We start from the raw sequence: 25,198 nt of genomic DNA, 5'->3' as shown, positions 1-25,198 counted from the left end.
GATCTGCAATCTGCGACCGGAACCTCCGCCCATGGCCTCCCGCTTCACCGCCTGTATCGTTGCCGCCGGCCGGGGCGAGCGTGCGGGAGGGAGTGAGCCCAAGCAGTTCCGCCCCCTGGCGGGCAAGCCCATGCTGCGCTGGAGCGTCGAAACCTTCAGCCAGCATCGCGACTGCGCAGAGATCGTCATCGCGTGCGCCCCCGATCAGGTCGCGCGGGTCGAGGACATGACGCAAGGCCTCGTCTGCCCCGTTTCTGTCGTGCCGGGCGGGACCAGCCGGACCGCCTCCGTACGCGCGGCGCTCGAGGTTGCTGACGCACCACATGTGCTCATCCATGATGCCGCCAGGCCCGGTGTCACCCCTGCCCTGATCGACAGGCTGCTGGCGGCGCTCGACGATGCTCCGGGTGCCGTTCCCGTCCTGCCTGTGGCCGATGCCCTGACGCGGGAGGATGAAAGCGGACTCGTGCCGGTTTCCCGCGACGGGCTGATGCGTCTCCAGACTCCGCAGGCCTTCGAGCGGGCCCGTCTGACCGAGGCCTTCACGCGCGCCGGCGAGGTCAGCTATCCTGACGAGAGCGCCCTGGCGCGCGCAACCGGTCTCCCGGTGGCCACCGTCCCGGGCGAGGAGCGTAATTTCAAGGTGACCTGGCCTGAGGATTTCGAGCGTATGGCATCCCTGCTCCAACCGAACCCTGCGGCCATGACCGTGTCGGGTTCCGGCTACGACGTTCACCGCCTCGCGCCGGGCGATGGTCTGACCCTGTGCGGAGTCTTCATCGACTGCTCCCTTCGCCTTGTCGGTCATTCTGACGCCGATGCCGGCCTGCACGCCATTACCGACGCGCTCCTGGGTGCATCGGGTCAGGGCGATATCGGCCAGCACTTTCCCCCGACCGATGCGCGGTGGAAGGATGCGGACTCAGTCGATTTCCTGCGCCATGCGCTGGGGCTGGCGCGGGAGGCCGGGGCAAGCCCGGTCCACGTGGATGTCACACTGATCTGTGAGCGCCCCAGGATCGGACCCTTCCGGGATGCCATGCGGACGAGAGTCGCTGCGATCCTGGACCTTGCGCCACAGCGGGTGAACATCAAGGCGACCACAACCGAGAAGCTCGGCTTTACCGGACGGGGCGAAGGTCTCGCCGCTGAAGCCATCGTGACCGTGAGGGTGCACTGACCATGTTACCGGCCAACCTGATTAGGCTTGCAGAGAACGTGAACGCCTTGTCGCGCGAGCATGGCCTGATGATCGCCACCGCCGAAAGCTGCACCGGCGGCATCGTGGCCGGGGCGTTGACCGAGATCGCCGGCTCATCCAGCGTTCTTGACCGCGGCTTCGTGACCTATTCCAACGAGGCCAAGCAGGAAATGCTCGGCGTTGATAGAGCGCTGATCGACACCCACGGTGCCGTGTCGGAAGAGGTCGCGCGCGCAATGGCGGACGGGGCACTTGAGCATTCGAATGCCGGACTGGCCGTGTCTATTACCGGCATTGCCGGCCCTGGCGGCGCAACGGCATCAAAGCCGGTGGGACTGGTGTGGTTTGGTGTAGCCAGAACCGGCCAGGCCGTCCGCACATTCCGTGAAGAATTTGGCGAGCTCGGCCGCTCGCAAGTGCGCGAGCGCGCAGCCCTAACCGCTCTGGGTCTTCTGAAGGAGGCCTTCTAGCCCCTTCATCTCCGCCTCGACGTCCAGAGTGTCCTTTCCGACCGGCTCGAGACGCTTCTGCGCGGCTCCCTCGAACGCGTCGATCAGGAAGCGCACAGCCCGGCCTCGATTGGTGTCGACCAGCATCTGCAGGATCGGATTGCGGAAATGGTAGCGAATCCAGAAATCAACCAGCGTCGAGCCGTCTGACAATTCGTGGAAGCGCCACCGATTGGCCAGGTCGGTAAACGGCCCGGACAGATAGGTGACATCGATCCGGCGGTCCGGCTTGCACAGGTGAACGCGCGAGGTGAATTTCTCGCGCACAAAGCGGAACTTCACCCTCGCCTCGGCGTCCATCTCCCCTTCGCCGTCCGAGACATGGTTTCGCGTCACGCGCATGGCCGTGATCAGCGGAATGAATTTGGGGTATTGGCGGATATCCGCGACCAGATCGAACAGTTCGTCCGGACGGTATTTCAACCGCAAACGCTCGACATGCTCGGTCGTCATGCCCGCTAGACCTGACGGCCCGCAGCCAGGGCGGCTTCGCGCGCCGCGCGCAGCTTCTCGAAATCCTCGCCGGCATGGTAGCTTGAGCGGGTCAGCGGCGTGGCCGAGACCATCAGGAAGCCCTTCGCGCGAGCGATGGTCTCATAGCCCTTGAACTCGTCCGGCGTTACATACCGGTCGATCGCGGCGTGCTTGCGCGTCGGCTGCAGATACTGGCCGATCGTCAGGAAATCGATTCCGGCCGACCGCATGTCGTCCATGACCTGCATCACCTCTTCCTTGGTCTCGCCAAGGCCGACCATGATGCCCGACTTGGTGAACTGGGCCGGATCGCGCTCCTTGACGCGTTCGAGCAGACGCAAGGAGTGGTAATACCGCGCGCCCGGACGAATGGAGAGGTAGAGCCGCGGCACGGTCTCCAGATTATGGTTGAAGACGTCCGGCTTGGCGTCGATCACGATTTCCGCAGCGCCCGGCTTGCGCAGGAAATCGGGTGTCAGGATCTCGATCGTGGTCCCGGGTGCGGCCTTGCGAATCTCGCGGATCACTTCTGCGAAGTGCTCCGCTCCGCCATCGGGCAGGTCGTCGCGATCAACCGAGGTGATGACGACGTGCTTCAGCCCCATCGTCGCGGTCGCCTCACCCACGCGCTTGGGTTCGTCGGCGTCGAGCGCGTTGGGAAGTCCGGTCTTCACATTGCAGAAGCTGCAGGCCCGCGTGCAGGTATCGCCCAGAATCATGAAGGTCGCATGCTTCTGCGACCAGCATTCGCCGATATTCGGGCAGCCAGCCTCCTCGCAAACCGTGACGAGGTTGTTTTCCTTCACCACATTACGGGTCTCGGAGAAGACGCCGCCAGCGGGCGCCTTGACGCGAATCCAGTCCGGCTTGCGCAGGACAGGGGTGTCCTCGCGCTTTTGCTTTTCCGGGTGCCGCGCTGCGCGCGCGTTGCGAGCATCAATCAGTGTCGTCATGAGCCGTTACATGGACCGGAGCGCGCCAAGGTTCAAGCACACCATGCTGATGCGCGTCGCCGCACCCGGGGAGCGTAAACACGAAAACGCCCGGCTGGACACGGGCCAGCCGGGCGCAATTTCAAGAGTGGACGTCTGTCTAGACCGCGTCGTCCGTCGTAGCGATCCGATCATTGTGCCGTGAGAAGATCGCGACACTCCACGCCCCCAGACCGATACACAGGACGATCGAGACGATGAGCCATCCGATCACCGGGATCATGCCGAGCGCGACGATCGCGGCCAGCGCCACCAGGAATGAGATGGCACGAAGGCCCAGCCCGGCCTGCCCGCCCTTGCGATTGAAAACCAGATCTCCAACCGCCATGCCACCGAAGGCAAACGCCAGGAACAGAACCACCGGGTAGATGAAGAGCAGGATCAGTCCCAGAGGGATGCCGACGATCGTGATCATCAGCAGAACCATCAAGGTCAGGACGAGTACCGGAGACACCGCCAGCACAATGAGGCCAAGCAGGGTCGAGATGAAGGGACGGCGGCGGAAGGCTGCCGCAATGGCGCCCACCGAGCGCGGGGCGATCAGGACGGCCAGCATGCCCAGGATGAACGCGCTGAACGCCGATGCACCGGCCAGCGGCCACTCGGGCAGCTTGAAATTGGGGCCGTCATAGTCGCCGAATTCGCGATCCGTGAACTCGCGGTATTCGTAAGTGACACCTTGGGGAATCACTGCGCCATCCTCGATCGTCGGCTCGTGAAGGCTCTCGACGAGCACCGGTCCCAGCAGGCGGGCCGACTCTTCGATGACGACCGAACGTGCCCGGATCTCGACCGGACCGGCAACCTCCCCGGAAATCCGCACATCGCGGCCAAACGCCTCCAGGCCGCCCAGGACCTGACCGTCGACACGCAGATCGCGGCCATTCAGTTCGGCATCGCCCCCGACAAGCCCGCTGGCTTCGAGCACAACCGAAGCGCCGCTGGCATTCAGGTCCTGTCGAATCTGGCCGGAAACCGTGATATCGGCTGCGCCCAGATTGACCGAACCGAGCACCTCTCCGGCAATCACCGCGTTGGCAGCGCCGACATTCACGTCGCCGCCTACGCGGCCTTCTTGACGAAAGTCGGCAACGGCCACGCTGACATCGCCGCCGATGTCGGCATCGATGCTCATGTCTGCGGCAAGACCGTCAACATCGCCTCCGACACGGCCCCTCAAGGTGACGTCGGCAGCCAGCACGAAGATGTCGCCATTGTCATCGAGATCGAGAGACAGGTCGCCGCCGACATATTGGGCGTTCGCCGCGGTGAATGCGGTGCCAGACAGGACAAGAGCAGCCAGCACGTATCTGACGTGATGAAGAATATTCATTTCGCCCTCCTCTAGCTGCGCTCGCAGCGTTGATTGTCAGAAGGGACGCAGGACACGTCGCGCGTGTCAGCAGCCCCTTCCACTCCGACCAGATCGGCGCTGGCCTCACCCTCTTCGATGACAATGATGCAGCCGCCCAGCATCAGCATCGACGCCGCAGCGGTAGTCAGGAGGAGACGTTTCATTTTCTTACCGTTCTTATTGTGACCAACCATATCGAAACTCGATAACATATCGAAACTCGATATCAAAGCATTTTTTCCGAAAAACGATAAAACTCGTGAACGAACCGGCACGCCAAAGGTCCGGAAACGAAAAAGGCGGCGCCCCCTCGGGACGCCGCCTGTACCTGCCTTGTTGAAGGAAAAACGGACTCGGCTAGTCGCCGTTGCAGTCTCTGTCCTCGCGCGGGGTAAACGTCACCAGCGAGGCGTCGATCAACTCGTTCAGCTCCGGTTCGTTGTCGGCCATCACGGTCAGCGGCGCGCCAAGGGCCGCGCGCGAGCGGAAGACAACCTCATGCGCGCAGATCGTGCCGCCTGCCTGGAGATCGCCGGAAATGACGATTTCGCTGCGGTCACCGCGGCGGAACAAGCCACCGCGGCCCTCACCTGAAATATCGACCGCCTCCTGGAACGTACCGCTCAACGTCGCACCGCCGACCCGCGCCCGAATCGGCCCTTCGAAGACGCCGGCGAACTCGACACCCGCCGCATTCACGTCCACGGGCCCGCCATACCAGCCTTCCAGATCGATTCCGGCCCCGTTGGCGATCGTGCGTCCGTGAATCCTGGCGTCGACCTCGATGGAGGCGCCGTTCAGGTCGGCATCCCCGCCAATTTCACCTTCGACATCGACGCTCGCGCCATTCATTTCCAGGTCTCCGCCGACCCGGCCGCGGGAGGTGACGGCGGTGCCGTTCATCTCGCGATTTCCCTCGGTATCGCTGTCGTAGGTACCGGCAAGGCCATTGAATTCGGAGTCCTGCGCCAGGGCGGGCGCTCCCGCGGCTGCGGCAACCAGAACGACGCCACTCGAAATCAGACCAACCAAATTTGACATCATGTTTCTCCTGTCCAGACGGCGCACTTGGCGTGCGCTCTGCCAGCCATGATGCACTCAAGACCGGATCTGGATGCAAGCGATTAGTAGTGAATGGCCCGGTCGTACGCGTCCAGCACGCTCTCGTGCATCATTTCAGACAGGGTCGGGTGCGGGAAGACGGTGTGCATGAGCTCCGCCTCGGTGGTTTCCAGCGTTTTGCCGACCGCATAGCCCTGGATCAGCTCGGTCACGTCTGCACCGATCATGTGCGCGCCCAGCAACTCGCCCGTCTTCTTGTCGAAAATGGTTTTCACAAAGCCCTGATCTTCGCCCAGCGCAATCGCCTTGCCGTTTCCGACAAAGGGGAAATTCCCCACCCGGATTTCGTATCCGGCCTCTTTCGCCTTGGCTTCGGTCAGGCCGACCGAGGCGATCTGGGGATGACAGTAGGTGCATGCGGGAATGTTCGACGTTTCCATTGCGTGCGGGTTCTCGCCGGCAATCTTCTCCACGCAGATAATGCCTTCGTGAGACGCCTTGTGCGCAAGCCACGGCGCGCCGGTCAGATCCCCGATCGCGTACAGGCCTTTCACCCCGGTCCGCCCGAACCCGTCAGTCTTCACGTGGGATTTCTCGATCTCGACGCCGAGCTCCTCAAGCCCGAGATTCTCGACATTGCCCACGATCCCGATGGCGAGGATCGCGCGGTCATAGGTATTCTCTTCCGTCTTGCCGCCAGAAAGCTTGATCTTCGCCTTTACGGCGCTGCCGGAAACGCTCACCTTCTCGACCTGCGCGCCGGTATGAATGGTCAGCCCCTTTTTCTTGAACGCTTTCAGGGCGAAGGCAGAAACTTCTTCATCTTCCTGAGGCACGATGCGGTCGAGCATCTCGACCACGGTCACCTCCGCGCCCATGGTCGCGTAGAAGTCGGCAAACTCGATCCCGATCGCGCCCGATCCGATGACCAGCAGCTTCTTCGGCATCTCGTCAGGGACCATCGCCTCGCGATAGGTCCAGATCCGCTTGCCATCCGGCTCCAGTCCGGCCTGGGGGATGGTCCTTGCACGCGCGCCGGTCGCGAGAATGACATGACTGGCAGTGTAGCGCGTATCCTTGCCGTCGGCCTTCACGATGACGGCCGGCGCCTCACTGCCCTTCTCCAGGCGCGCTTCGCCCTCGATCACGGTCACCTTGTTCTTCTTCATCAGGCTGGACACGCCCGAGGACAGCCGGCCGGCCACCTTGCGCGAGCGTTTCACCACTGCGTCGAGATCGAAGGAGATATTGTCCGCGCTGAGACCGAATTCCTTGGCGTTCTTCATCAGGTGATAGACGTCGGCCGTGCGCAGCAGCGCCTTGGTCGGGATGCAGCCCCAGTTCAGGCAGATCCCGCCGAGCTTGTCGCGCTCGACCACGGCGGTCTTCATCCCCAGCTGGGCGCCGCGAATGGCCGCCACATAGCCGCCCGGCCCGCCGCCAACCACGATCAGATCGAATTTTGTTTCGGACATGAAATAACTCCGCCTTTTGGGTCGGTTTTTTCTTACCGGTTACGCCCGGCGGACGCCACCATGTGTTCGCAGGCTGAAGCCCGGCAGTGGGGGCTTTCCCAGACACCTCGACGCGTTGCATGCTGATATGGACATGTGAGGAGTTCCTATGACGACCGTTGACGCCCTGCGCACCCCGGACGATCGCTTTGCCACCCTGCCGGGCTGGACCTATGAACCGCGCTATATCGATGACTTGCCAGGCTATGAGGGCCTGCGCATGGCCGTCCATGACGAAGGACCGCGCTCGGATGCGCCGGTCTTTCTCTGCCTGCATGGAGAACCGAGCTGGAGTTATCTCTACCGCAAGATGGCCCCGGTCTTCCTGGCCGCCGGCGCGCGGGTCGTGATGCCCGACCTGTTCGGCTTTGGCCGCTCGGACAAGCCGGTGGATGACAGCGTCTATACCTTCCACTGGCACCGCAACTCCCTCAAGGCCCTGATCGAGCGGCTGGACCTGACCGATATCTGCCTCGTCTGCCAGGACTGGGGCGGGCTGCTCGGCCTGACGCTGCCGATGGATTATCCGGATCGCTTCACCCGCCTCATCGTGATGAATACCGGGATCGGGATCGGCAAGAGCCCGGGCGAAGGGTTCGAGGCCTGGCGCGAATACGCGCGTACCCATCCGGACATGGATGTCGGCGCGCTCTTGAAACGCTCCACCGCGGGGATGAGCGATGGCGAAGCGAATGCCTATGCCGCGCCCTTCCCCGACGAGCGCTACAAGGCCGGCGTGCGCCGCTTCCCGGCCATCGTGCCGACCGATCCGGACATGGAAGGTGTGGAGACGGGCAAGAAGGCTCTGAAATTCTGGAGCCAGGACTGGTCTGGCGAAAGCCTGATGGCCATCGGCATGCAGGACCCGGTCCTCGGCCCCGCCGTGATGGAGTCGCTACGCAGCGTGATCCGCAACTGTCCCGAACCGATGAAGATCGAACAGGGCGGACACTTCGTCCAGGAACATGGCGAGCCGATCGCCCGCGAAGCCGTCAGACGCTTCGCGCTGGCCTGAAGGCGGGATCGAGGTCCGGCCAGGCGTGTCCGTAATCGCGGGCACACACCGTCAGGAGTGCGGCTCCAATCTGCGCGCCGGGGTCGGGCGGCCGTTTTCATCGAGTGCGACCATCACATAGGTCGCCTCGCCGACCAGACGGCGCTCGCCGGACATCAGATCCTCGGCCTCGGCCCGCACGGCAATCTGCATGGAGGTCCGGCCGACCGAAGAGAGCTGCGCGATGACGTCGAGCAGCTCGCCCTCCTTCGTCGGCGCAATGAAATCGATCTTGTCCGAGGCCGCCATGCCGACATCGCTGCGCGTATGGCGCGCGGCGGCGATGTAGGCCGCCTTGCCCATCAGCGACATCGCATTGCCGCCGAAGAGCTGGCCGAGGTGATTGGTGTCACCGGGAAAAACGAGCTGCAGCACCCGCGCGAACCCGGCGTCCGACGCGGCGAAGTCCGGCAGCGCGTCCGGAGAGGGCGGCAGGCGGGCGGGATTGGTCTTGCGGTCGCCGGCCACCATGGTGAAGGCGCCTCGCGTACACAGGCGGCGCTCGCCGGTTCGCAGGTCCTCCGCCGACAGCTCGACATCGACCACCATCGACGTGCGCCCGACCATCCGCACCTGTCCGGTCAGCTCGATCAGATTGCCGACATAGACCGGCGCTTCGAAATCCAGCCTGTCGCAAGAGGCCGTGACGAAGGGCCGGCGCGCATGCCGGGCGGCGACCAGGAAGGCGATCTTGTCCATCTCGGCCATCGCCGCGCCCCCGAAATAGGTGCCCTGGTGATTGGTCTGGTCGGGAAAGACGAGATCGGTATGGCGGATCTCGGCGAGATGGGCAGGTTGGCTCATGACAGGTCTCCGGGCTACATCCCCCGCGTTCCCCGGAACGTGGGCACGCTCAAGCTAGGACGCTTTCGCCAGCCCTGCACCCGGCGGCAACCGTCCTGCTCCGTTGTTTTCAAGGTGCTTGCGGAACCGGGGCGAAGGCCGGCGCTAGATTTCGCCGACCTCGGCGGTCAGCGCCCCGCCTTCCTGGCCGGTATTGACCACGCCGGCACGTTCCAGCAGCAGCATGTGGACCGGACCCTCCTCCACCACGGGGCGGTGGCGCAGCCCCTTGGGGATCACCGTCATCTCCCCGGGGCGCAGGACGAGGGGCTCGCCGTTCTCGATCTCGATGCGCAGCACGCCCTGGAAGACGAGGAAGAGCTCGTCTTCCTCCTCGTGGTGATGCCAGATGAACTCGCCCTCGGCCTTGGCCAGCTTGACCTCGTAATCGTCCACCCGCGCCACGCGCTTGGGCGACCAGACATCGTCGAAGCGCGCGTGCTTGGCGGCGATATTGATGACTTGGGGCGCGTTCATCGCTCTACATCAACAGCGTCATCGGGTCTTCGAGATAGGCCTTGAAGGCATTGAGCCAGCGGGCACCGGTCGCGCCATCGACCACGCGGTGATCGCAGGTCAGCGTCACGGTCATAACCGTCGCCTTGGCCAGCGCCCCGTCCTTCACGACCGGGCGTTCCTCTCCCGCGCCGACCGACAGGATCATGCCCTGGGGCGGGTTCAGGATGGAGGCAAAGGAGCTGATCCCGAACATGCCCAGATTGGACAGCGAGAACGTCCCGCCCTGGTATTCCTCCGGCTTCAGCTTGCGGTCGCGCGCCCGCTCGGCCAGGTCCTTCATCTCGCGCGAGATTTCCGCCAGGCCCTTGCGGTCGGCATCCTTGATCACCGGCGTTATCAGCCCGCCCTCGATCGCCACGGCGACCGAGACATCGGCATGCTTGTGCCGGGCCACGCGCCCGTCCTCGATCCAGCTCGCATTGGCGTCGGGCTGGGCTTTCAGCGCCGCGCCGGACGCCTTGATCAGGATGTCGTTGACGGAGACCTTCACGCCCTCGGGCGCCTTGGCGTTGATCTTCTTGCGGAACTCCAGCAGCGCATCGATATGCACATCCACGTTGAGCGGGAAGTGCGGTACGTCGCGGAAGGACTCCGACAGGCGCTTGGCTGAAATCTTCTGGATGCCGTCCGCCTTAACGATCTCGTAGCGCTCGCTCGAAATGCCATAGGCCTTGAGGGGCTCTTTCTCGTCGATCTGTTTCGGTTTCTCTGCGGACGGCTCGGACTTGGCCGTCGCTTTCGCGGCGGCCTTGCCTACGCCCTCTTCCTTCGCCTTTTCGATATCGCGTTTGACGATCCGGCCATGCGGCCCGGAGCCGGTAACGGCCGTCAGCTCGATATCGGCATCGGCCGCCAGACGGCGGGCCAGAGGACTGGCCTTCACCCGCTCACCATCCTTCTCCGGTGCCGGCGGCGCCTTGGTCTCGGACGCGCCCTCGCTCACATTGGGATCTTTGGCTGACGCCTGCTTTCCTGAATCCCCGGATTTGCCCTCGGCGCGATCCGGGCTCTTGCCGGCCTCTTCGCTCTTGGTCTCCGAGGCCCCGCCCCCCGCCTTCGACGTGTCGGGGCTTTCTTCCGGGCCGGAGCCCGGCGCCTTGGCTTCCGGCTTGTCGTCACCCGGCGTCCAGTCGTCTATCGCGCTGTCGTCCTCGCCCTCTTCCAGCAACAGGGCGATGACCTGATTGACCTTCACACCTTCGCTGCCTTCCTCGACCAGCAGCTTGCCGACCCGGCCCTCGTCGACGGCCTCGACCTCCATGGTCGCCTTGTCGGTCTCGATCTCGGCGATGATGTCGCCGGATTTGACCTCGTCACCTTCCTTCACCTGCCAGCTGGACAGCGTGCCCTCCTCCATGGTGGGCGACAGGGCGGGCATCAGAACTTCGATGGGCATGAAAAGGCTCCGCAGGGTTTAAGCGTTTGGCGCGCGCAGGATCAGGCGCGGGAAGAAGGTCAGCAGGAAGGTGGCAACGTAGAAGCCGAGTCCGACCGCCCACATCACCATCTCGATATTCGCATCCACGCCGCTGGCCGAGTTGATCAGCGCGGCCTGTCCCGCCGGGGAGAGGCCCTGTCGCCCGTCAATCTCGTACAGCGTGTCGATCAGTCCGGCGTGCTGGACGCGCGCGCCCTGAAAGAAGACGATCAGGAAGGCGACAGCAGCGCTGAAGAAGGCAAAGGCGAACAGGCGCAAGATGCCCCCTGCCCGGGCCAGGAACGCATAGAGCGCGACGATATAGGCCGACACGATCGTGAAGAAGACCGACACGCCGAGCATGAGCACGTTCATGAACTCGATCAGCTGCTCGATCACATCGGCTTCGGTCATTGTCGATCAATCCACGTAACAGACGGCCTTCGCCGCGGTGATGATATCGGCCACGCCCGGAAGAGAGAGCTTTTCCAGGTTCGCCGCATAGGGCAGCGGCACATCGGCCTGGTGCACGCGCGCAGGCGGAGCGTCGAGATAGTCGAACGCCTCGGCTGTCACCACGGCGGCGATTTCCGCGCCCACGCCATGCTGGCCCCAGCCTTCTTCCGCGCAGACCAGGCGATTGGTCTTCTTGACCGAATCCACGATCGTTTTCGTGTCCAGCGGACGCAGCGTACGCAGGTCGATCACCTCGGCCTCGATGCCATGCTCCTGCGACAGCGTCTCTGCCGCCTCGAGCGCGTAGCCGACCATGCGCGAATGGGCCGTGATGGTCAGGTCGCTCCCGATCCGGCGCACCTTCGCCTTGCCGATGGGAAGGACCCAGTCCTCCATGTCGGGTACGTCGAAGGTTTCGCCGTACATCAGCTCGTGTTCCAGGAACACGACCGGGTTGGGATCGCGGATGGCGGCCTTCAGCAGGCCCTTGGCGTCCGCCGCATCGTAGGGCGCGATGACTTTCAGGCCGGGAACATGGGCATACCAGCTCGAATAATCCTGGCTGTGCTGGGCGCCGACGCGGCTGGCCGCGCCGTTGGGGCCGCGGAACACGATGGGGCAGCCCATCTGCCCGCCGGACATGTACAGCGTCTTGGCCGCCGAGTTGATGATCTGGTCGATGGCCTGCATGGCGAAGTTGAAGGTCATGAACTCGACGATCGGCTTCAGCTTGCCGAAGGCCGCGCCGACACCGACGCCAGCAAAGCCGTGTTCGGTGATCGGGGTATCGATGACGCGCTTGTCGCCGAATTCCTGGAGAAGCTCACGGGTCACTTTGTAGGCGCCCTGATACTCGGCCACTTCCTCGCCCATCACGAAGACGGCCTCGTCGCGGCGCATTTCCTCGGCCATCGCGTCACGCAGCGCGTCGCGAACCGCGGTCTCCTTCATCGATGTGCCTTCGGGGATTTCCGGGTCGGAGGCGGACGGCTGGGCATGACGCACGCGTTCGGGCTGTTTGTGATCGGAACTCTCCGATGCCTCGCCGCCCTTTTCGCTCTCCTTCTGGGAGGCGGAGCCGCTCTCGGACTCGTCCGTGCTTTCATCGGAAGAGGCTGCGCCCTGGGCTTCGGGCTTGTCCTCGCCCGGCGTGTAATCGTCCAGGGCGCTCTCGTCCTCGTCTTCGTCCAGCAGCAGGGCGATCACGGCGTTGACCTTCACGCCTTCGGTGCTCTCCTCGACGAGCAGCTTGCCGACCGTGCCCTCTTCCACGGCCTCGACTTCCATCGTGGCCTTGTCGGTCTCGATTTCGGCAATGACGTCGCCGGAACTGACCGTGTCACCCGGTTTGACATTCCACTTGGCAAGCGTGCCCTCCTCCATGGTCGGGGACAGGGCGGGCATCAATACTTCGATGGGCATCAGGCGGTCGCTCCGGCTGGAGATTGGTAGCGCAAGGCATGCGCACGCATGCGCTCGGCAAAGGCCATAAGGGTATTGAGCGGACGGATCAGGACCTCGATGAGGACCATTTCGCCCTGCTCGTTCAGCGTGATCTTGTCGATACCGACCAGGCCCTTGCTATCGACCGTTCCGGTGAACTCCAGGATCAGGTCCTGGCCGTCAATCACCTCGTTTCGATAGGCAAAGCCGTCGACGGTCTCGATCACGCCTTGAAGAATGTGAATCAGGTAGTCCTTGTCCTGCGTGGGCGTCCACACGACCGGAGAACGCAGCTCGCATCCCTCCGCAATGATTGCAGAGAGCGCTGTCGCGTCTTTGGCCAGTACGGCTTCGTGCCAGCGGGACAGGAATTCGTGAGCGGTCACCGCCCTACCCCTCGATCAGAACGTCGGTATAGAGCTCGTCCGGGTTCGGCTCCGGGCTCTCGCGGGCAAAGTCCGCGGAGTCCGAAACGATCTCCTTGATCTCCTTGTCCATTTTCTTCAGCGCGTCCTCGTCGGCATAGCCGGCTTCGAGGATTTTCTTCTTGGCGCCTTCGATGGGGTCGGAGTGCGAGCGGATATCGTCGACTTCCTCGCGCGTGCGGTATTTGGCCGGGTCGGACATGGAGTGACCGCGATAGCGGTAGGTCTTCATCTCCAGGATATACGGCCCGTTGCCCGAGCGCGCATGCTCGGCGGCCTTGGCCGCGGCCTCGTTCACGGCGACCACGTCCATCCCGTCGACTTCCTCGCCGGGAATGTTGAACGACACGCCGCGCTTGTAGAGATGGGTCTCGGAGCTCGAGCGCTTCACGCTCGTACCCATGGCGTACTGATTGTTCTCGATCACGTAGACGACCGGCAGGTCCCAGATCTTGGCCATGTTGAAGCTCTCATAGACCTGGCCCTGGTTGGCCGCGCCGTCGCCGAAATAGGTCACGGAGATCTTGCCGTTTTCCTTGTACTTGTTCGACAGCGCCAGACCCGTCCCGATGGGAACCTGCGCGCCGACAATGCCGTGACCGCCGAAGAAGTTCTTGTCCCGGCTGAACATGTGCATGGAGCCGCCCTTGCCGCGCGAATAGCCGCCCTCGCGCCCGGTCAGCTCGGCCATGACCCCGTTCGGGTCCATGCCGGTGGCCAGCATGTGGCCGTGATCGCGGTAACCGGTGACGACCTGGTCGCCCTCTTCAAGCGCGCCCTGCACGCCGACAACGACCGCTTCCTGGCCGATATAGAGGTGGCAGAAGCCCGCGATCAGGCCCATGCCGTAAAGCTGGCCGGCCTTCTCCTCGAACCGGCGGATCAGCAGCATATCCTTGTACCAGGACAGCATCTGGTCCTTCTCGACCGTCAGCTTCTTCGACGCGCCGGACGACTTCTTCGATGCGGAGGACGTAGAGGAGGAGGAAGAGCTCTTGCTCGCCATATTTCGCACGCGAACAATAAGTCGCGCTCCCTGTCTGAGTTCCGCCCGGACTTAACAGGGATCGGCCCGGCAGGTAAAGCGGCAAAAGGATTGCTGCGCTTGCGAAATAAGTGTCAGAGACGCCTAGTAGCGCACGCGCTGCGGTTCGATTTTTATAATGATTTCATCGGGATGTGCGAAGTTCAGGACTTCACGCGCACGCTCTTCGACATAGTCCAGGTCGAGTGCACCCTGGTCAGGGGATAGCCGCGCCACGCGATCTTCTAGGTCGCGGCGCTCAACCTGAGCCAGCTCGAGCTCGGCCTGCGTTTCCGCGATGCGCGACTGGGTCACCATATAGCTGTACAGACCCTGATCGCCTTCCAGGGCGTGATAGCCCAGATAGGCGATAGCGCTTGCCAGCGCGAGAGTCGGAGCGAAGCGCTTCAGCTTCATCAGACCATCCCATCCACCGTCCGCCATTTCTGCGGATCGTGGGCGAACCTTACCCGGCGTAGCGTAAAGGAAGAGTTAGAAGCGCCTTGCAGGCCTCAGTTGCGATTCGGGCAATGTCAGTCGCCCGGCCGCATTCAGGCCGCCGCGATGGCCCGGCGCCCGGCATAGAGCCCGGTCGAGCCCAGCTCGGCTTCGATGCGCAGCAGCTGGTTATACTTCGCCGTCCGGTCGGAGCGGGCCAGCGAGCCGGTCTTGATCTGTCCGCAGTTCGTGGCCACCGCCAGGTCGGCAATGGTCGCGTCCTCGGTCTCTCCTGAGCGGTGGCTCATCACCGCGCCATAGCCGGCGCGCAATGCCATTTCGACGGCATCCAGCGTCTCCGAGAGCGTGCCGATCTGGTTGACCTTGACCAGGATCGCGTTCGCCGCGCCATCCTGGATGCCGCGCCACAGGCGCTTGGGATTGGTCACGAACAGATCGTCGCCGACCAGCTGGCATTCCCCGTCGAGGGCCTCGGTCAGCGCGACCCAGCCCTCCCAGTCGTCTTCGGCCATGCCGTCCTCGATGGAGAGGATCGGATAATCGGCCACCAGTTTCTTCAGATAGCTGCCGAACGCTTCGGGTTTGTGCGCCACGCCCGCGCCTTCCAGCACGTACTGGCCGTCCTTGAAGAACTCGGTCGAGGCCACATCGAGAGCGAGCGCGACATCCTCGCCCGGCGTATAGCCTGCGTCCTCGGTGGCCTTCATGATGGCGTCCAGCGCGGCCTCCGCACTCTTCAGGTCGGGCGCAAACCCGCCCTCGTCGCCGACATTGGTATTGTGGCCGTCCTGCTTGAGGCGCTTTTTCAGCGCGTGGAAGATCTCCGAGCCGCAGCGCACCGCCTCGGCAAAGCTCTCCACGCCCACCGGCATGATCATGAACTCCTGGAAGTCGATCGGATTGTCGGCGTGCGCGCCGCCATTGATGATATTCATCATCGGCGTCGGAAGCTGGCGCGCATTGACCCCGCCGACATAGCGGTAGAGCGGCAGGTTGACCGCCTGGGCCGCCGCCTTGGCCACCGCCATCGACACGCCCAGCATCGCGTTGGCGCCGAGACGCGACTTGTTCTCCGTCCCGTCCAGCCCGATCAGAACCTCGTCGATATGGCGCTGTTCCTCGGCATCAAAGCCGGCCAGTGCGTCGAAGATCTCGCCCTCGACCGCGTTGACGGCCTGGCGCACACCCTTGCCGTTATAGCGCGCATCCCCGTCGCGCTTCTCGACCGCCTCGTGCGCGCCGGTCGAGGCCCCCGAGGGCACCGCCGCGCGGCCCATCGAGCCGTCTTCCAGCATCACGTCGACTTCGACCGTGGGATTGCCCCGGCTATCGAGAATTTCACGGGCGAGAATATCGACGATCGCGGTCATGGAGGCGTTCCTGCTGAGCAAGGGAAGGATTTGCGCGCTTCATAGACGAGCGTTCGAAGCGGGGGAAGCCCCGGCCGACTTCACATTCATACGCTGAAATCCCGGCTCGGCCCTCTGGGCCGCCCGCAGGTTTCAGAGCTTGACCGGCATGCACGAAAAACCCCGCGCGATCTCTCGCGCGGGGTCTTTAAAAACATCGAACCTAAAAAAGGCTCAGTCGTCTTTCGGCTCGAGGATCTGCTTGCCGCGATACATGCCGCTTTTCAGATCGACATGGTGGGGACGGCGCAGTTCGCCGCTATCCTTGTCCTCGACATACGCCGTGCTGCCGATCGCGTCATGGGACCGGCGCATGTTGCGCTTCGACGGGGTGGTTTTTCTCTTAGGGACCGCCATCGGGTCTCTCCACTTGCAAACGACTCAAAATCGGAAATCGCGCGGTGTTCACCGGCGATGTGAAGGCGCGGCTATACAGAAAACCGCCCGCCAAGGCAACTCTTCACCTACACCAGCCGCGATTGCTCCATCGCGGCGGAGATGAAGCTTGAAAACAGCGGATGGGGCTCGAACGGCCGCGACTTGTATTCGGGGTGGAATTGCACACCGATGAACCAGGGATGGTCGGCGTATTCCACGATCTCGGGAAGGATGCCGTCCGGCGACAGTCCGGAGAACACCAGCCCAGCCCGCTCCAGGCGCTCGCGATAGTCGATATTGACCTCGTAGCGGTGGCGATGGCGTTCCGAAATCTCCGCCGCGCCATAGATCTCGCGCACCCTTGTGCCTTCGACCAGGCTCGCCGGATAGGCGCCCAGGCGCATCGTTCCGCCCAGATCGCCCTCGGCCGAGCGGCGCTGCAACGCATTGCCCTGCAGCCACTCGGTCAGCAGGCCGACCAGGTGGGTGCCTTCGGCGGCAAATTCGGAGCTCGTCGCATCCTCGATCCCCGCCAGGTTCCGGGCCGCTTCCAGCACCGCCATCTGCATGCCGTAGCAGATGCCGAAATAGGGAATCTTGCGCTCGCGGGCGAACCGCGCCGCCGCGATCTTGCCTTCCGCGCCGCGCTCGCCAAAGCCGCCGGGCACCAGGATGCCGTGCACGTCTTCCAGCGCGCCGAACGAATCGGGCTGCTCGAACTGTTCGGAGTCCAGCCAGCGCAGTTTCACCTTCACGCCGTTGGCGATGCCGCCATGGACGAGCGCCTCCATCAGCGACTTATACGCGTCCATCAGGACGGTATACTTGCCCACGATGGCAATCGTGACTTCCCCGTCCGGCGCCGCAACGACGCGCGAGATGTCCAGCCAGCGCGTCAGGTCGGGCTCGGGCGCATCGTCGATGCGGAAACGCTCCAGCACGACCCGGTCGAAGCCCTGCGCGTGGTATTCCAGCGGCACGTCATACAGCGAGGACGCATCGCGCCCCTCGATGACGGCATTCTCCGGCACGTTGCAGAACAGCGCGATCTTGCGCTTGTCGCCCGGATCGATGGGAATCTCGCAGCGGCACAGCAGCACGTCGGGCTGGATGCCGATCGAGCGCAATTCCTTGACCGAGTGCTGGGTCGGCTTGGTCTTCATCTCGCCGGCCGCCTTGATGAAGGGCAGCAGCGTCACGTGAATGAAGATTACCTGATCGCGGCCGAGCTCCTGGCCGAGCTGGCGAATTGCCTCGAAGAAAGGCAGGCCCTCAATGTCGCCGACCGTTCCGCCAATCTCGCACAGCACGAAATCGACATCGCCGGCGTCGGACAGGACGAATTTCTTGATCGAGTCGGTGACGTGGGGAATGACCTGCACCGTGGCGCCCAGATAGTCGCCGCGGCGTTCCCGTTCGATGATCTGGGAATAGATGCGCCCGGTCGTCACATTGTCGCTCTGCGCGGCATTGACGCCGGTAAAGCGCTCGTAATGACCCAGATCCAGATCGGTTTCCGCCCCGTCCTCGGTGACGAAGACCTCACCGTGCTGGTAGGGCGACATCGTACCCGGGTCGACGTTGAGATACGGGTCCAGCTTGCGCAGACGGACCTTGTATCCACGGGCCTGGAGCAGAGCTCCGAGGGCGGCTGAGGCGAGGCCTTTTCCAAGCGAGGAGACCACGCCGCCTGTGATGAAAATATATCGCGGCATGGGCACTCGGATTAGCGCAGAATCACGAAGGGCGGAAGCGGCAAGCCTGCTTGCCGCCACAAAAACTCAGTTGATGACGCGAAAGCAGACCGCCTAGCGGTCGCCAGGAACCGCAGGCTCTTCGGTCTCGGCACTGGGATCTTCGGCCGGAACGTCGCCTGGAACTTCAGGCGACTGGCCTGCCGGGCTGTCCTCGGCGGGAAACTGGGGAACGTCCTCGTCGCCGGTTTCGGAGCCCGAACCGCTGAACGCGTCGCCGAACAGGCCCTCGATCGAATCGCCATCCTGCTCGATGCGCTCCTCGTCGAAAACCGAACGTCCGGTCGAGTCGATACCCGACACGATCGCCAGCAAAACCGAGTTCGCGACGAAGATGGCGCCGAGAATCATCGTCAGGCGCGTCATCAGATTGGCCGCGCCGCGTCCGCTCATCATGCCGCCCGGCCCGCCACCGCCGATACCCAGCGCTCCGCCTTCGGAACGCTGCATGAGGATGACCGCGACCAGAGCCGAGGCCACCAGAAGGTGCACGATGAGAAGAACAGTCGTCATGACGCTCGCTTTACGCGTTGGAACCTGCCGGGCCCGAGCGGTCCGGCGTCTAGCTGGCCGCGCGTTTTAGCTCAGCGTCGTCCTCTGCGCCACCGTCATTCTGCTGTTGGACCACCATGCGCTTGCGCAAGGCTTCGACAGTGCGTTCGATTTCTTCGCCCGCGCCCGGAATCCCGCTGGCATCGTCGCCGCCCACAAAGGCCGCGTAGGCCCCCATGGCCAGCTCCTTGGCCAGGCCGAGATTGGAGCGGCTGAAGCCTTCTTCGGTCTGTAGCGACACGATGACCTCGGCGAGCGCCTGGGCAACCCGGCACGCTTCGCGCGCCCGTGCCTTGGCCAGGCGCATGCGCAATTCCTTGCCGGTCCGTTCCAGGTCGGTGAAATCGATCTGGGCTGTGCGTCCAGCCTGGCGCTCGCGCACGGCCGCTTCCATGCCCACGACGATGCGCATGCACAAACGGCGCACCCGCTCGCTTTCGACCGTCTGCTGCGCCTCGTGAATCCACGCCGCCGCCTGGTGCATCGCCTCTTCGTCGCCCTCAACGGCGACTTTGAGCGTGTTGGGCGCCTCGATCGCCTTTACGCTACCACTTCCGCGCTGGTCGTCGCGCCGGCGGTCCGGCCCGATATAGTCGCTGGTCACGATGAAGGGTTTGCGCGCCTTGACCAGGGTGCGGATACGCTCCTCGACAAAACTGGTGGAGAACGGACGAATGATCACGTCGTCTGCGCCCGAGCCGATGGCCTGCTTGAGGATATTCCCGTCGCGCACCCAGCAGGTCAGCAGAATCGCCATGAACGCGTTGCCGCCCACCTCGCCCGAGCGGATCGCCCGGACCAGGCGAAAGACTTCGGCTTCGTTCTGGGAGGTTTCGAGCACGATGAGATGAGCCGGCTTTTCGTCGATCCGGCGGCGCATTTCGGCCAGAGAACCGATGCTTTCGATCTCGCGAAATCCGATCTCGTGAAGCGCGTACCGCGTGGTTCTCAGATTGACGTGCACCGGGTCGAAAATGACCGCGGACGCCTTCTTGTAATCAATGCCCGCCATTCAACACCCCGTCTGCTTTCTGCATGTTTCTTCAACGCAGTATTCGCAGAACAGGTGAAAATCGCCTTACCGGACAGAGTTAACAATTGATGCAAAACATTCCGGGTCCAGACTTGCGCCGCCGATCAGCGCCCCATCAACGTCAGCCCCGACCAAGATTTCCGCGCTGTTGTCCGGCTTGACCGAACCGCCATAGAGTATCCGCAAGGCCTCCGGGCGCCCGCGCGACCAGATCTCGCGAATGTGCGCGTGCATGGACTGCGCGTCCTCCGCACTTGCCGACCGGCCCGTGCCGATCGCCCACACCGGTTCATAGGCCACGATCACATCCGCTCCCGTGACCGACTCCGGCACGCTGCCGTGCAGCTGCGCGCTGACCACATCTTCGGCCCTGCCCGCCTCGCGATCCTCCAGCGTCTCGCCCACGCAGATGATCGGGATCAGGCCCGCGCTCAACGCCGCATCAGCCTTGGTGCGAACCGCCTCGCTGGTTTCCCCGTGCCCGGCCCGCCGCTCGGAATGGCCCGTAATCACGTATCGCGCACCGCAATCGGCGACCATTTGCGCAGACACGTCTCCGGTGTAGGCGCCCGTGGCGGCCGGTCCGCAATCTTGCGCCCCCACCTCGATCGCCTTGTCGGTGCAGCGCGCCGCGAAGGCCGCAAGCAAGGTGAAGGGTGGACAGACCAGTACGTCGCAGGGCGCGTTGGGATTGGCGGCGCGGTGGAAGGCCTCGACCCAGCTCAGGTCGGCGGTCAGGCCGTGCATCTTCCAGTTTCCTGCGATTAGCGTGCGCCGCACCGTCTGCTCCTCACCATTGCGATTGAAGGCGTCAGCGATAGCAGCGTGGCCGCGAACGGGCAACGCATGCCCTGAACCGGCAGCGCCCGCTTGCTGGCCAACCGCGAGGCGGCTAGGTTCGCGCGCAATTGCAACCGTATTCCGGGGGAGGCGCTGCCCCAGCGCCCTGATTCTTCATGCTTGCCGCCATTCGTTCGCTCACCCGCTCGCCTTTCGCCGTCCTGATCATCATCGTGCCGCTGCTGGCCGCGTTCGCCCTGTTCGGGGTGACTGACGTCTTCCGCGTCTCGCCGACATCGGCGGCCACCGTGGGCGGCGAAACGATCAGCGCCCGGGAGCTGAGCACCACCTATCAACGTGAGCTGCGCAACATCCAGACCCAGAACCCGGGCGTGACCCGAGAGCAGGCAGAACAGGCGGGTCTGCCCGACCGTGTTCTCGGCCGCCTCATCGATCAGGCCGCGATTGAAGCCAAGGCGGACGACTTGCGTCTCGGCGTGTCCGACGAAGAAGTGCGCGCCGGCATTCAGACGATCGAGGCGTTCAGCAATCCGTTTACCGGCCGCTTCGACCGTCAGGCCTATCGCCAGGCCCTCTCGAACGCGAACTACAGCGAGACCGAGTTTGAAGACAGCGTCCGCGGGGACCTGATGCGGACGCAGCTGGTGCTGCCCCTGCTGACCGGGCTGGCCGTTCCCGACACGATGGCAACGGCGCGCCTGGCCTATGAGGGCGAGCGTCGGTCGGTCGACGCCCTCTTCCTCTCGCCTGCCCTGGCCGGCGACTTGCCTGCACCGACCGACGAAGAACTTCAGACCCTGATCGACGAAACGCCGCAGGCTTTCCAGCGTCCCGAGCTCCGCCGGATCACGCTGGCGCGCGTTTCGCCGGAACTGATGATGCGCGACATTGAGGTCGCCGAAGACGATCTGCGCAATCTGTATGAGATCCGCCTTGAGAATGGCGAACTCGCCGATCCTGCGACGCGCTCGCTGCGCCAGTGGAATGCGCCCGACGAGGCCACGGCGCAAAGCGCGGCCGTGGCGCTCAATGCCGGGACCGATCCGGCCGAGGTCGCCGCCGAATTCGGTCTGGGCGAGCCGGTCGAGCTGACCGATGTTCAGGCCTACGAAATTCCCCAGAGCGCCGTGGCCGATGCAGCTTTCGAGGCCGGCGCGAACGAGGCGGTCGCGGTGGAGGCCCGGCTCGGCTGGCGCGTTGTGCTGATCGATGCGGCGAACGATCCCCAGGTGCCCGGTTTCGAACAGGCCCGCGCCGGTCTGCGTGCCGAGCTGGCGCTCGATCAGGCCGAGCAGCTGGTTCTGGACAAGATTTTCGAACTCGATGAAGCCCGCGCCGGCGGCATGGCACTCGACCAGGCCGGGGCGCAGGCCGGCATTCCGGTGGAGTATTTCGACTTCGTGTCGCAGTCGGGCGTGACGGCCGATGGCGTCCGGGTCAGGGGCCTTGCCGATAACGAGGAAATCCTCGCCGCCGCGTTCGAGTTTCCCGCAGGGTTCGAGACCGATCCCACCGAGTATGGCGAGAACGGGTATTTCGTGCTGCGCGTCGATGCGGTCGAACCCGCGCGCGTCCCCGATCTGGCCGAGGTCCGCGAGCGCGCGGAGACGCTGTGGCGCTTCCGCACGGTTGACGAGCGGCTGCAGGAACGCGCCGACGAGGCGATGACCCGCCTTGAGGCGGGCGAGGACCTGAACGCGATTGCCGACTCCTTTGGCGAAGGCGCGCGAGTGGAAACCGCGACACTGCGTCGGTCCGAAACGGCCGGGCCGTTCAATCAGGACCTGGTTCGCCGCGCCTTCGCGGCCGGCGAGAACGAGGTGTTCGAGGCGCGTGCAGGCGATCAGCGGACCCGGGCCGTGGCCCGCGTGAGCGAGATCATGCCCCCGGCCAGCTTGGACCCCACGGACGAGACACGCACCGACATCGCCGCCGGTCTTGAAAGCGATCTGTCCCAGCTGATCCGGACCCACCTGCTGTCGACCTATGAGATCGAACGCAACCCTACCCTGATCGACCAGGCTCTGGGCCGCTCGAACGCCAACCCGTAACGCGCGGAACCACGCCTCATGTCCGCATTCACGCCTGACCTGGCCACGGCGCGCAGCCTTCTCGCCCAGGGCAAGCCGGTCCTGCTGACCGCGCGCCGCGTGGACGATCTGGAGACGCCGGTCTCCGCATACCTCAAGCTGGCGGGTGCCGGCGCCGGTACGAACAGCTTCTTGCTGGAAAGCGTCGAGGGCGGCGCCTATCGCGGCCGCTACTCGGCCATCGGGATCGATCCGGACCTGATCTGGCGCTGCCGGGACGGTAAGGCCGAGATTGCCCGGGCCCCCGCGCCCGGTCAGCAGCCCTACGAATTCGTCGCTCAGGACGTCCCCGTGCTGGACTCGCTCAAGGCGCTCATCGACGAATCCCGGCTGGACATGCCGAGCGGGCTGGCCCCGCTCTCGGCCGGGCTGTTCGGTTATCTCGGCTACGACATGGTGCGCCATGTCGAAACCCTGCCCGGTCACGCCGATCCCGATCCGCTGCAGACGCCCGAAGCCACGCTGATGCGGCCGCGCGTCATGGTCGTGTTCGATGCGCTCGCGCAGGAAATCATGGCCGCCGCGCCGATCCGGCCGCGCGACGGTGTGTCGCCGGAGGAGTCCATCGAGGCGGCGACCCGGCGCATCGAGGCGGTGTTCGACCGTCTGGACTCCCCTTCGCCCGGCCACCGCCAAGGCGAACGCCGCGACGAAGAGCCGGACGCGCAGTCGAACACCTCCGACGCCGCGTTTCACGAGCGCGTCCAGCGTGCGCGCGACTACATCCGCGCCGGGGATATCTTCCAGGTCGTGCCGAGCCAGCGCTTCTCGGCGCCATACACCCTGCCGCCCTTTGCGCTCTACCGGTCGCTGCGCCGGACCAACCCCTCGCCGTTCCTCTACTACTTCGATCTGGGCAATTTCCAGATCGTGGGGTCCAGCCCGGAAATCCTGGTCCGACTGCGCGACGGGATCGTCACCATGCGCCCGATCGCCGGGACCCGTCCGCGCGGTTCGACCCCGGAAAGCGATGCGCGCTACGAGCGCGACCTGCTCGCCGACCCCAAGGAGCGGGCCGAACATCTGATGCTGTTGGATCTCGGGAGAAATGACGTGGGCCGCGTCTGCCTTCCTGGTTCGGTAACGGTTACCGACAGGGAGATAATCGAGAGATACAGTCAGGTCATGCACCTGGTTTCCAATGTCGAAGGCCGCTTGGCCGACGGCGAGGATGCGGTTTCTGCCCTCTTTGCCGGCTTCCCCGCAGGTACGGTTTCTGGCGCCCCCAAGGTCCGGGCGATGGAAATCATTGATGAACTGGAGCCCCACCGCCGCGGCATTTATGCCGGCGCAGTGGGGTATTTCGGCGCGGGCGGCGGTCTCGACACCTGCATCGCCTTGCGGACGGCCATCGTGAAGAACGGCCAGATGCATGTGCAGGCAGGCGGCGGCGTCGTGCTGGACTCCGATCCCGAACTCGAGCGTCAGGAATCGGTCAACAAGGCCCGTGCCCTGTTCCGGGCCGCTGCGGAAGCCTGGCGCTTCGCCTAACTCTCCCGGGCCGCCAGATCGCGGATGGTCACCAGCTGAACCCCCTCGCGGGCGGCGCGGGCGCCCAGCCCTTCCAGGGCAGCAAGGGTCAGGCTGTGCGGATGGCCGATGGCAATCGCCGACCCGGTCTCGCGCGCGCGGGAAAGTGCGTCCGAAAGCGCTGAATCGATTGCTTCTTCGTCGATCTCATGGTCGAGGAAGACATCTCGGCGATAGGCTCTCAGCCCGGCTTGCGCAGCCCGGTCGCCGGCCACGCTTTCACTGCTGGTGAGAGAGTCCACAAAAACCAGACCCTGCCCCGAAAGCGGCGCAAAGAGCGCATCCATGGCCCCGGCGTCCGAAGTCAGCCGGCTGCCCATATGGTTGTTGAATCCGGTTGCGCCCGGCACGCGGGCCAGCGCCCAGCGGACCCGTTCGCCAATCTGGTCGGCTGTCAGATGGCGCGCCAGCGCATGCGGCCCAGGATCGTCCAGACCAACCGGCTCCATGGGCAGATGAAGGAAAACATCCTTTCCCGCCGCCCGAGCCGCCAATGCCAGCTCCGGGGTCGCGTCTGCATAGGGCAGGAAGGCGAGTGTCAGTGGGATATCAAGCGCCAGCAGACGTTCGGTTGAGGTACGGTCGAGGCCCACATCGTCAATGATGATCGCCAGCGTCGGTGGCTGGGAAAGCCCATCCCCGGCATCCTGAACTGTCGTCACAGTTCCATCGAAACTCGAAGTACATTCGGTAGGTATCGGTACTATTTCGCGATTAGCAATTCGCGCGACTGAGCTTGTCGCCGTTTGCGCATCACCAGACACAGCAAGGCCGCCCAGGCTGTCTTCTAGCCGCATGACCGCGCCCTCCGCGCCGGCCTGGAAGGCCAGGCCGGAACAGATCAGGAGGCCCGCGGCGATTGCCGCGCCCAGATGTGGCGCAAAGGCAGCGGTCTGAGTCATGAA

Annotated in this window: 26 protein-coding genes; 5 read left to right on the top strand and 21 right to left on the bottom strand. The window is 64.3% G+C overall.

Features of this window, described 5'->3' with window-relative positions:
• Positions 1-31: 31 nt before the first annotated feature.
• Positions 32-1,180, top strand: coding sequence for a bifunctional 2-C-methyl-D-erythritol 4-phosphate cytidylyltransferase/2-C-methyl-D-erythritol 2,4-cyclodiphosphate synthase (locus E5162_RS04215; RefSeq protein WP_135943684.1), 1,149 nt, complete (start codon positions 32-34; stop codon positions 1,178-1,180).
• Between the two features lie 2 nt (positions 1,181-1,182).
• The gene (locus E5162_RS04210) at positions 1,183-1,671 is read left to right on the top strand and encodes a CinA family protein (RefSeq protein ID WP_135943683.1); all 489 of its coding nucleotides are present in this window, start codon (positions 1,183-1,185) and stop codon (positions 1,669-1,671) included.
• Here the strand turns inward: E5162_RS04210 and E5162_RS04205 are convergent.
• The 6 genes from E5162_RS04205 to lpdA form a co-directional block, all read right to left on the bottom strand.
• Entirely contained in the window at positions 1,636-2,163 is a 528-nt protein-coding gene (locus E5162_RS04205; RefSeq protein ID WP_135943682.1) for a type II toxin-antitoxin system RatA family toxin, read from the bottom strand. The two genes, E5162_RS04210 and E5162_RS04205, sit on opposite strands and share 36 nt — an antisense overlap.
• Before the next feature lie 5 nt (positions 2,164-2,168).
• Complete coding sequence (gene lipA, locus E5162_RS04200) at positions 2,169-3,137, bottom strand: lipoyl synthase (RefSeq protein WP_135943681.1); 969 nt, start codon at positions 3,135-3,137, stop codon at positions 2,169-2,171.
• Positions 3,138-3,276: 139 nt separating this feature from the next.
• A complete protein-coding gene (locus E5162_RS04195) occupies positions 3,277-4,509 on the bottom strand; it encodes a DUF8173 domain-containing protein (RefSeq protein WP_135943680.1) in 1,233 nt (410 codons plus the stop codon).
• Positions 4,510-4,520: 11 nt separating this feature from the next.
• A complete protein-coding gene (locus E5162_RS14725; RefSeq protein ID WP_158291190.1) occupies positions 4,521-4,694 on the bottom strand; it encodes a hypothetical protein in 174 nt (57 codons plus the stop codon).
• 193 nt (positions 4,695-4,887) lie between these two features.
• Positions 4,888-5,574 (bottom strand): hypothetical protein, encoded by a 687-nt coding sequence (locus E5162_RS04190; protein WP_158291189.1) that lies wholly within the window; start codon positions 5,572-5,574, stop codon positions 4,888-4,890.
• 80 nt (positions 5,575-5,654) lie between these two features.
• Entirely contained in the window at positions 5,655-7,067 is a 1,413-nt protein-coding gene (lpdA, locus tag E5162_RS04185) for a dihydrolipoyl dehydrogenase (protein WP_135943678.1), read from the bottom strand.
• 148 nt (positions 7,068-7,215) lie between these two features.
• On the opposite strand from lpdA, the gene E5162_RS04180 reads away from it, so the two are divergent.
• Complete coding sequence (locus E5162_RS04180; protein ID WP_135943677.1) at positions 7,216-8,121, top strand: haloalkane dehalogenase; 906 nt, start codon at positions 7,216-7,218, stop codon at positions 8,119-8,121.
• 51 nt (positions 8,122-8,172) lie between these two features.
• On the opposite strand, the gene E5162_RS04175 is transcribed toward E5162_RS04180, so the two are convergent.
• The 14 genes from E5162_RS04175 to tpiA form a co-directional block, all read right to left on the bottom strand.
• Positions 8,173-8,964 carry an acyl-CoA thioesterase gene (locus tag E5162_RS04175; RefSeq protein ID WP_135943676.1) on the bottom strand — a complete coding sequence of 264 codons (792 nt, stop codon included), beginning with the start codon at positions 8,962-8,964 and terminating at the stop codon, positions 8,173-8,175.
• Between the two features lie 144 nt (positions 8,965-9,108).
• On the bottom strand, positions 9,109-9,480 hold the full coding sequence (locus E5162_RS04170) for a cupin domain-containing protein (protein WP_135943675.1): 372 nt from the start codon (positions 9,478-9,480) through the stop codon (positions 9,109-9,111).
• A 4-nt stretch (positions 9,481-9,484) separates the two neighbouring features.
• Positions 9,485-10,918, bottom strand: a complete 1,434-nt coding sequence (locus E5162_RS04165; protein WP_135943674.1) for a pyruvate dehydrogenase complex dihydrolipoamide acetyltransferase — start codon at positions 10,916-10,918, stop codon at positions 9,485-9,487.
• Positions 10,919-10,936: 18 nt separating this feature from the next.
• Positions 10,937-11,353: a hypothetical protein gene (locus E5162_RS04160; protein WP_135943673.1), complete on the bottom strand. Its 417-nt coding sequence runs from the start codon at positions 11,351-11,353 to the stop codon at positions 10,937-10,939.
• 6 nt (positions 11,354-11,359) lie between these two features.
• Positions 11,360-12,817 (bottom strand): pyruvate dehydrogenase complex E1 component subunit beta, encoded by a 1,458-nt coding sequence (locus tag E5162_RS04155; RefSeq protein ID WP_135943672.1) that lies wholly within the window; start codon positions 12,815-12,817, stop codon positions 11,360-11,362.
• On the bottom strand, positions 12,817-13,224 hold the full coding sequence (locus E5162_RS04150; protein ID WP_135943671.1) for a nuclear transport factor 2 family protein: 408 nt from the start codon (positions 13,222-13,224) through the stop codon (positions 12,817-12,819). The genes E5162_RS04155 and E5162_RS04150 overlap by 1 nt, the downstream gene beginning before the upstream one ends.
• A 4-nt stretch (positions 13,225-13,228) precedes the next feature.
• Positions 13,229-14,269, bottom strand: coding sequence for a pyruvate dehydrogenase (acetyl-transferring) E1 component subunit alpha (gene pdhA, locus E5162_RS04145; RefSeq protein ID WP_135943670.1), 1,041 nt, complete (start codon positions 14,267-14,269; stop codon positions 13,229-13,231).
• A gap of 123 nt (positions 14,270-14,392) precedes the next feature.
• Entirely contained in the window at positions 14,393-14,704 is a 312-nt protein-coding gene (locus E5162_RS04140) for an FtsB family cell division protein (protein WP_233342142.1), read from the bottom strand.
• A 134-nt stretch (positions 14,705-14,838) separates the two neighbouring features.
• Complete coding sequence (gene eno / locus E5162_RS04135; RefSeq protein WP_135943669.1) at positions 14,839-16,116, bottom strand: phosphopyruvate hydratase; 1,278 nt, start codon at positions 16,114-16,116, stop codon at positions 14,839-14,841.
• Positions 16,117-16,329: 213 nt separating this feature from the next.
• Positions 16,330-16,512 (bottom strand): 50S ribosomal protein L32, encoded by a 183-nt coding sequence (gene rpmF / locus E5162_RS04130; protein WP_135943668.1) that lies wholly within the window; start codon positions 16,510-16,512, stop codon positions 16,330-16,332.
• A 107-nt stretch (positions 16,513-16,619) separates the two neighbouring features.
• Entirely contained in the window at positions 16,620-18,248 is a 1,629-nt protein-coding gene (locus tag E5162_RS04125; RefSeq protein ID WP_135943667.1) for a CTP synthase, read from the bottom strand.
• Positions 18,249-18,341: 93 nt separating this feature from the next.
• Complete coding sequence (gene secG, locus E5162_RS04120; protein WP_135943666.1) at positions 18,342-18,800, bottom strand: preprotein translocase subunit SecG; 459 nt, start codon at positions 18,798-18,800, stop codon at positions 18,342-18,344.
• Positions 18,801-18,849: 49 nt separating this feature from the next.
• On the bottom strand, positions 18,850-19,851 hold the full coding sequence (locus tag E5162_RS04115) for a response regulator (protein WP_135943665.1): 1,002 nt from the start codon (positions 19,849-19,851) through the stop codon (positions 18,850-18,852).
• A 66-nt stretch (positions 19,852-19,917) separates the two neighbouring features.
• Positions 19,918-20,652 (bottom strand): triose-phosphate isomerase, encoded by a 735-nt coding sequence (gene tpiA, locus E5162_RS04110; protein WP_135943664.1) that lies wholly within the window; start codon positions 20,650-20,652, stop codon positions 19,918-19,920.
• Between the two features lie 176 nt (positions 20,653-20,828).
• Between tpiA and E5162_RS04105 the strand changes: the two genes are divergently transcribed.
• On the top strand, positions 20,829-22,724 hold the full coding sequence (locus tag E5162_RS04105; RefSeq protein WP_135943663.1) for a peptidylprolyl isomerase: 1,896 nt from the start codon (positions 20,829-20,831) through the stop codon (positions 22,722-22,724).
• Positions 22,725-22,742: 18 nt separating this feature from the next.
• Positions 22,743-24,254: an anthranilate synthase component I gene (gene trpE / locus E5162_RS04100; protein WP_135943662.1), complete on the top strand. Its 1,512-nt coding sequence runs from the start codon at positions 22,743-22,745 to the stop codon at positions 24,252-24,254.
• Here the strand turns inward: trpE and E5162_RS04095 are convergent.
• Positions 24,251-25,195 carry a divergent polysaccharide deacetylase family protein gene (locus E5162_RS04095; RefSeq protein ID WP_135943661.1) on the bottom strand — a complete coding sequence of 315 codons (945 nt, stop codon included), beginning with the start codon at positions 25,193-25,195 and terminating at the stop codon, positions 24,251-24,253. The genes trpE and E5162_RS04095 overlap by 4 nt on opposite strands.
• Positions 25,196-25,198: the final 3 nt, after the last annotated feature.

The organism is Marinicauda pacifica, from assembly GCF_004793635.1.
Lineage (GTDB): Bacteria > Pseudomonadota > Alphaproteobacteria > Caulobacterales > Maricaulaceae > Marinicauda > Marinicauda pacifica.
The sequence above is the reverse complement of the archived record's forward strand: the minus strand, read 5'-3'. Positions and strand labels throughout refer to the sequence as shown.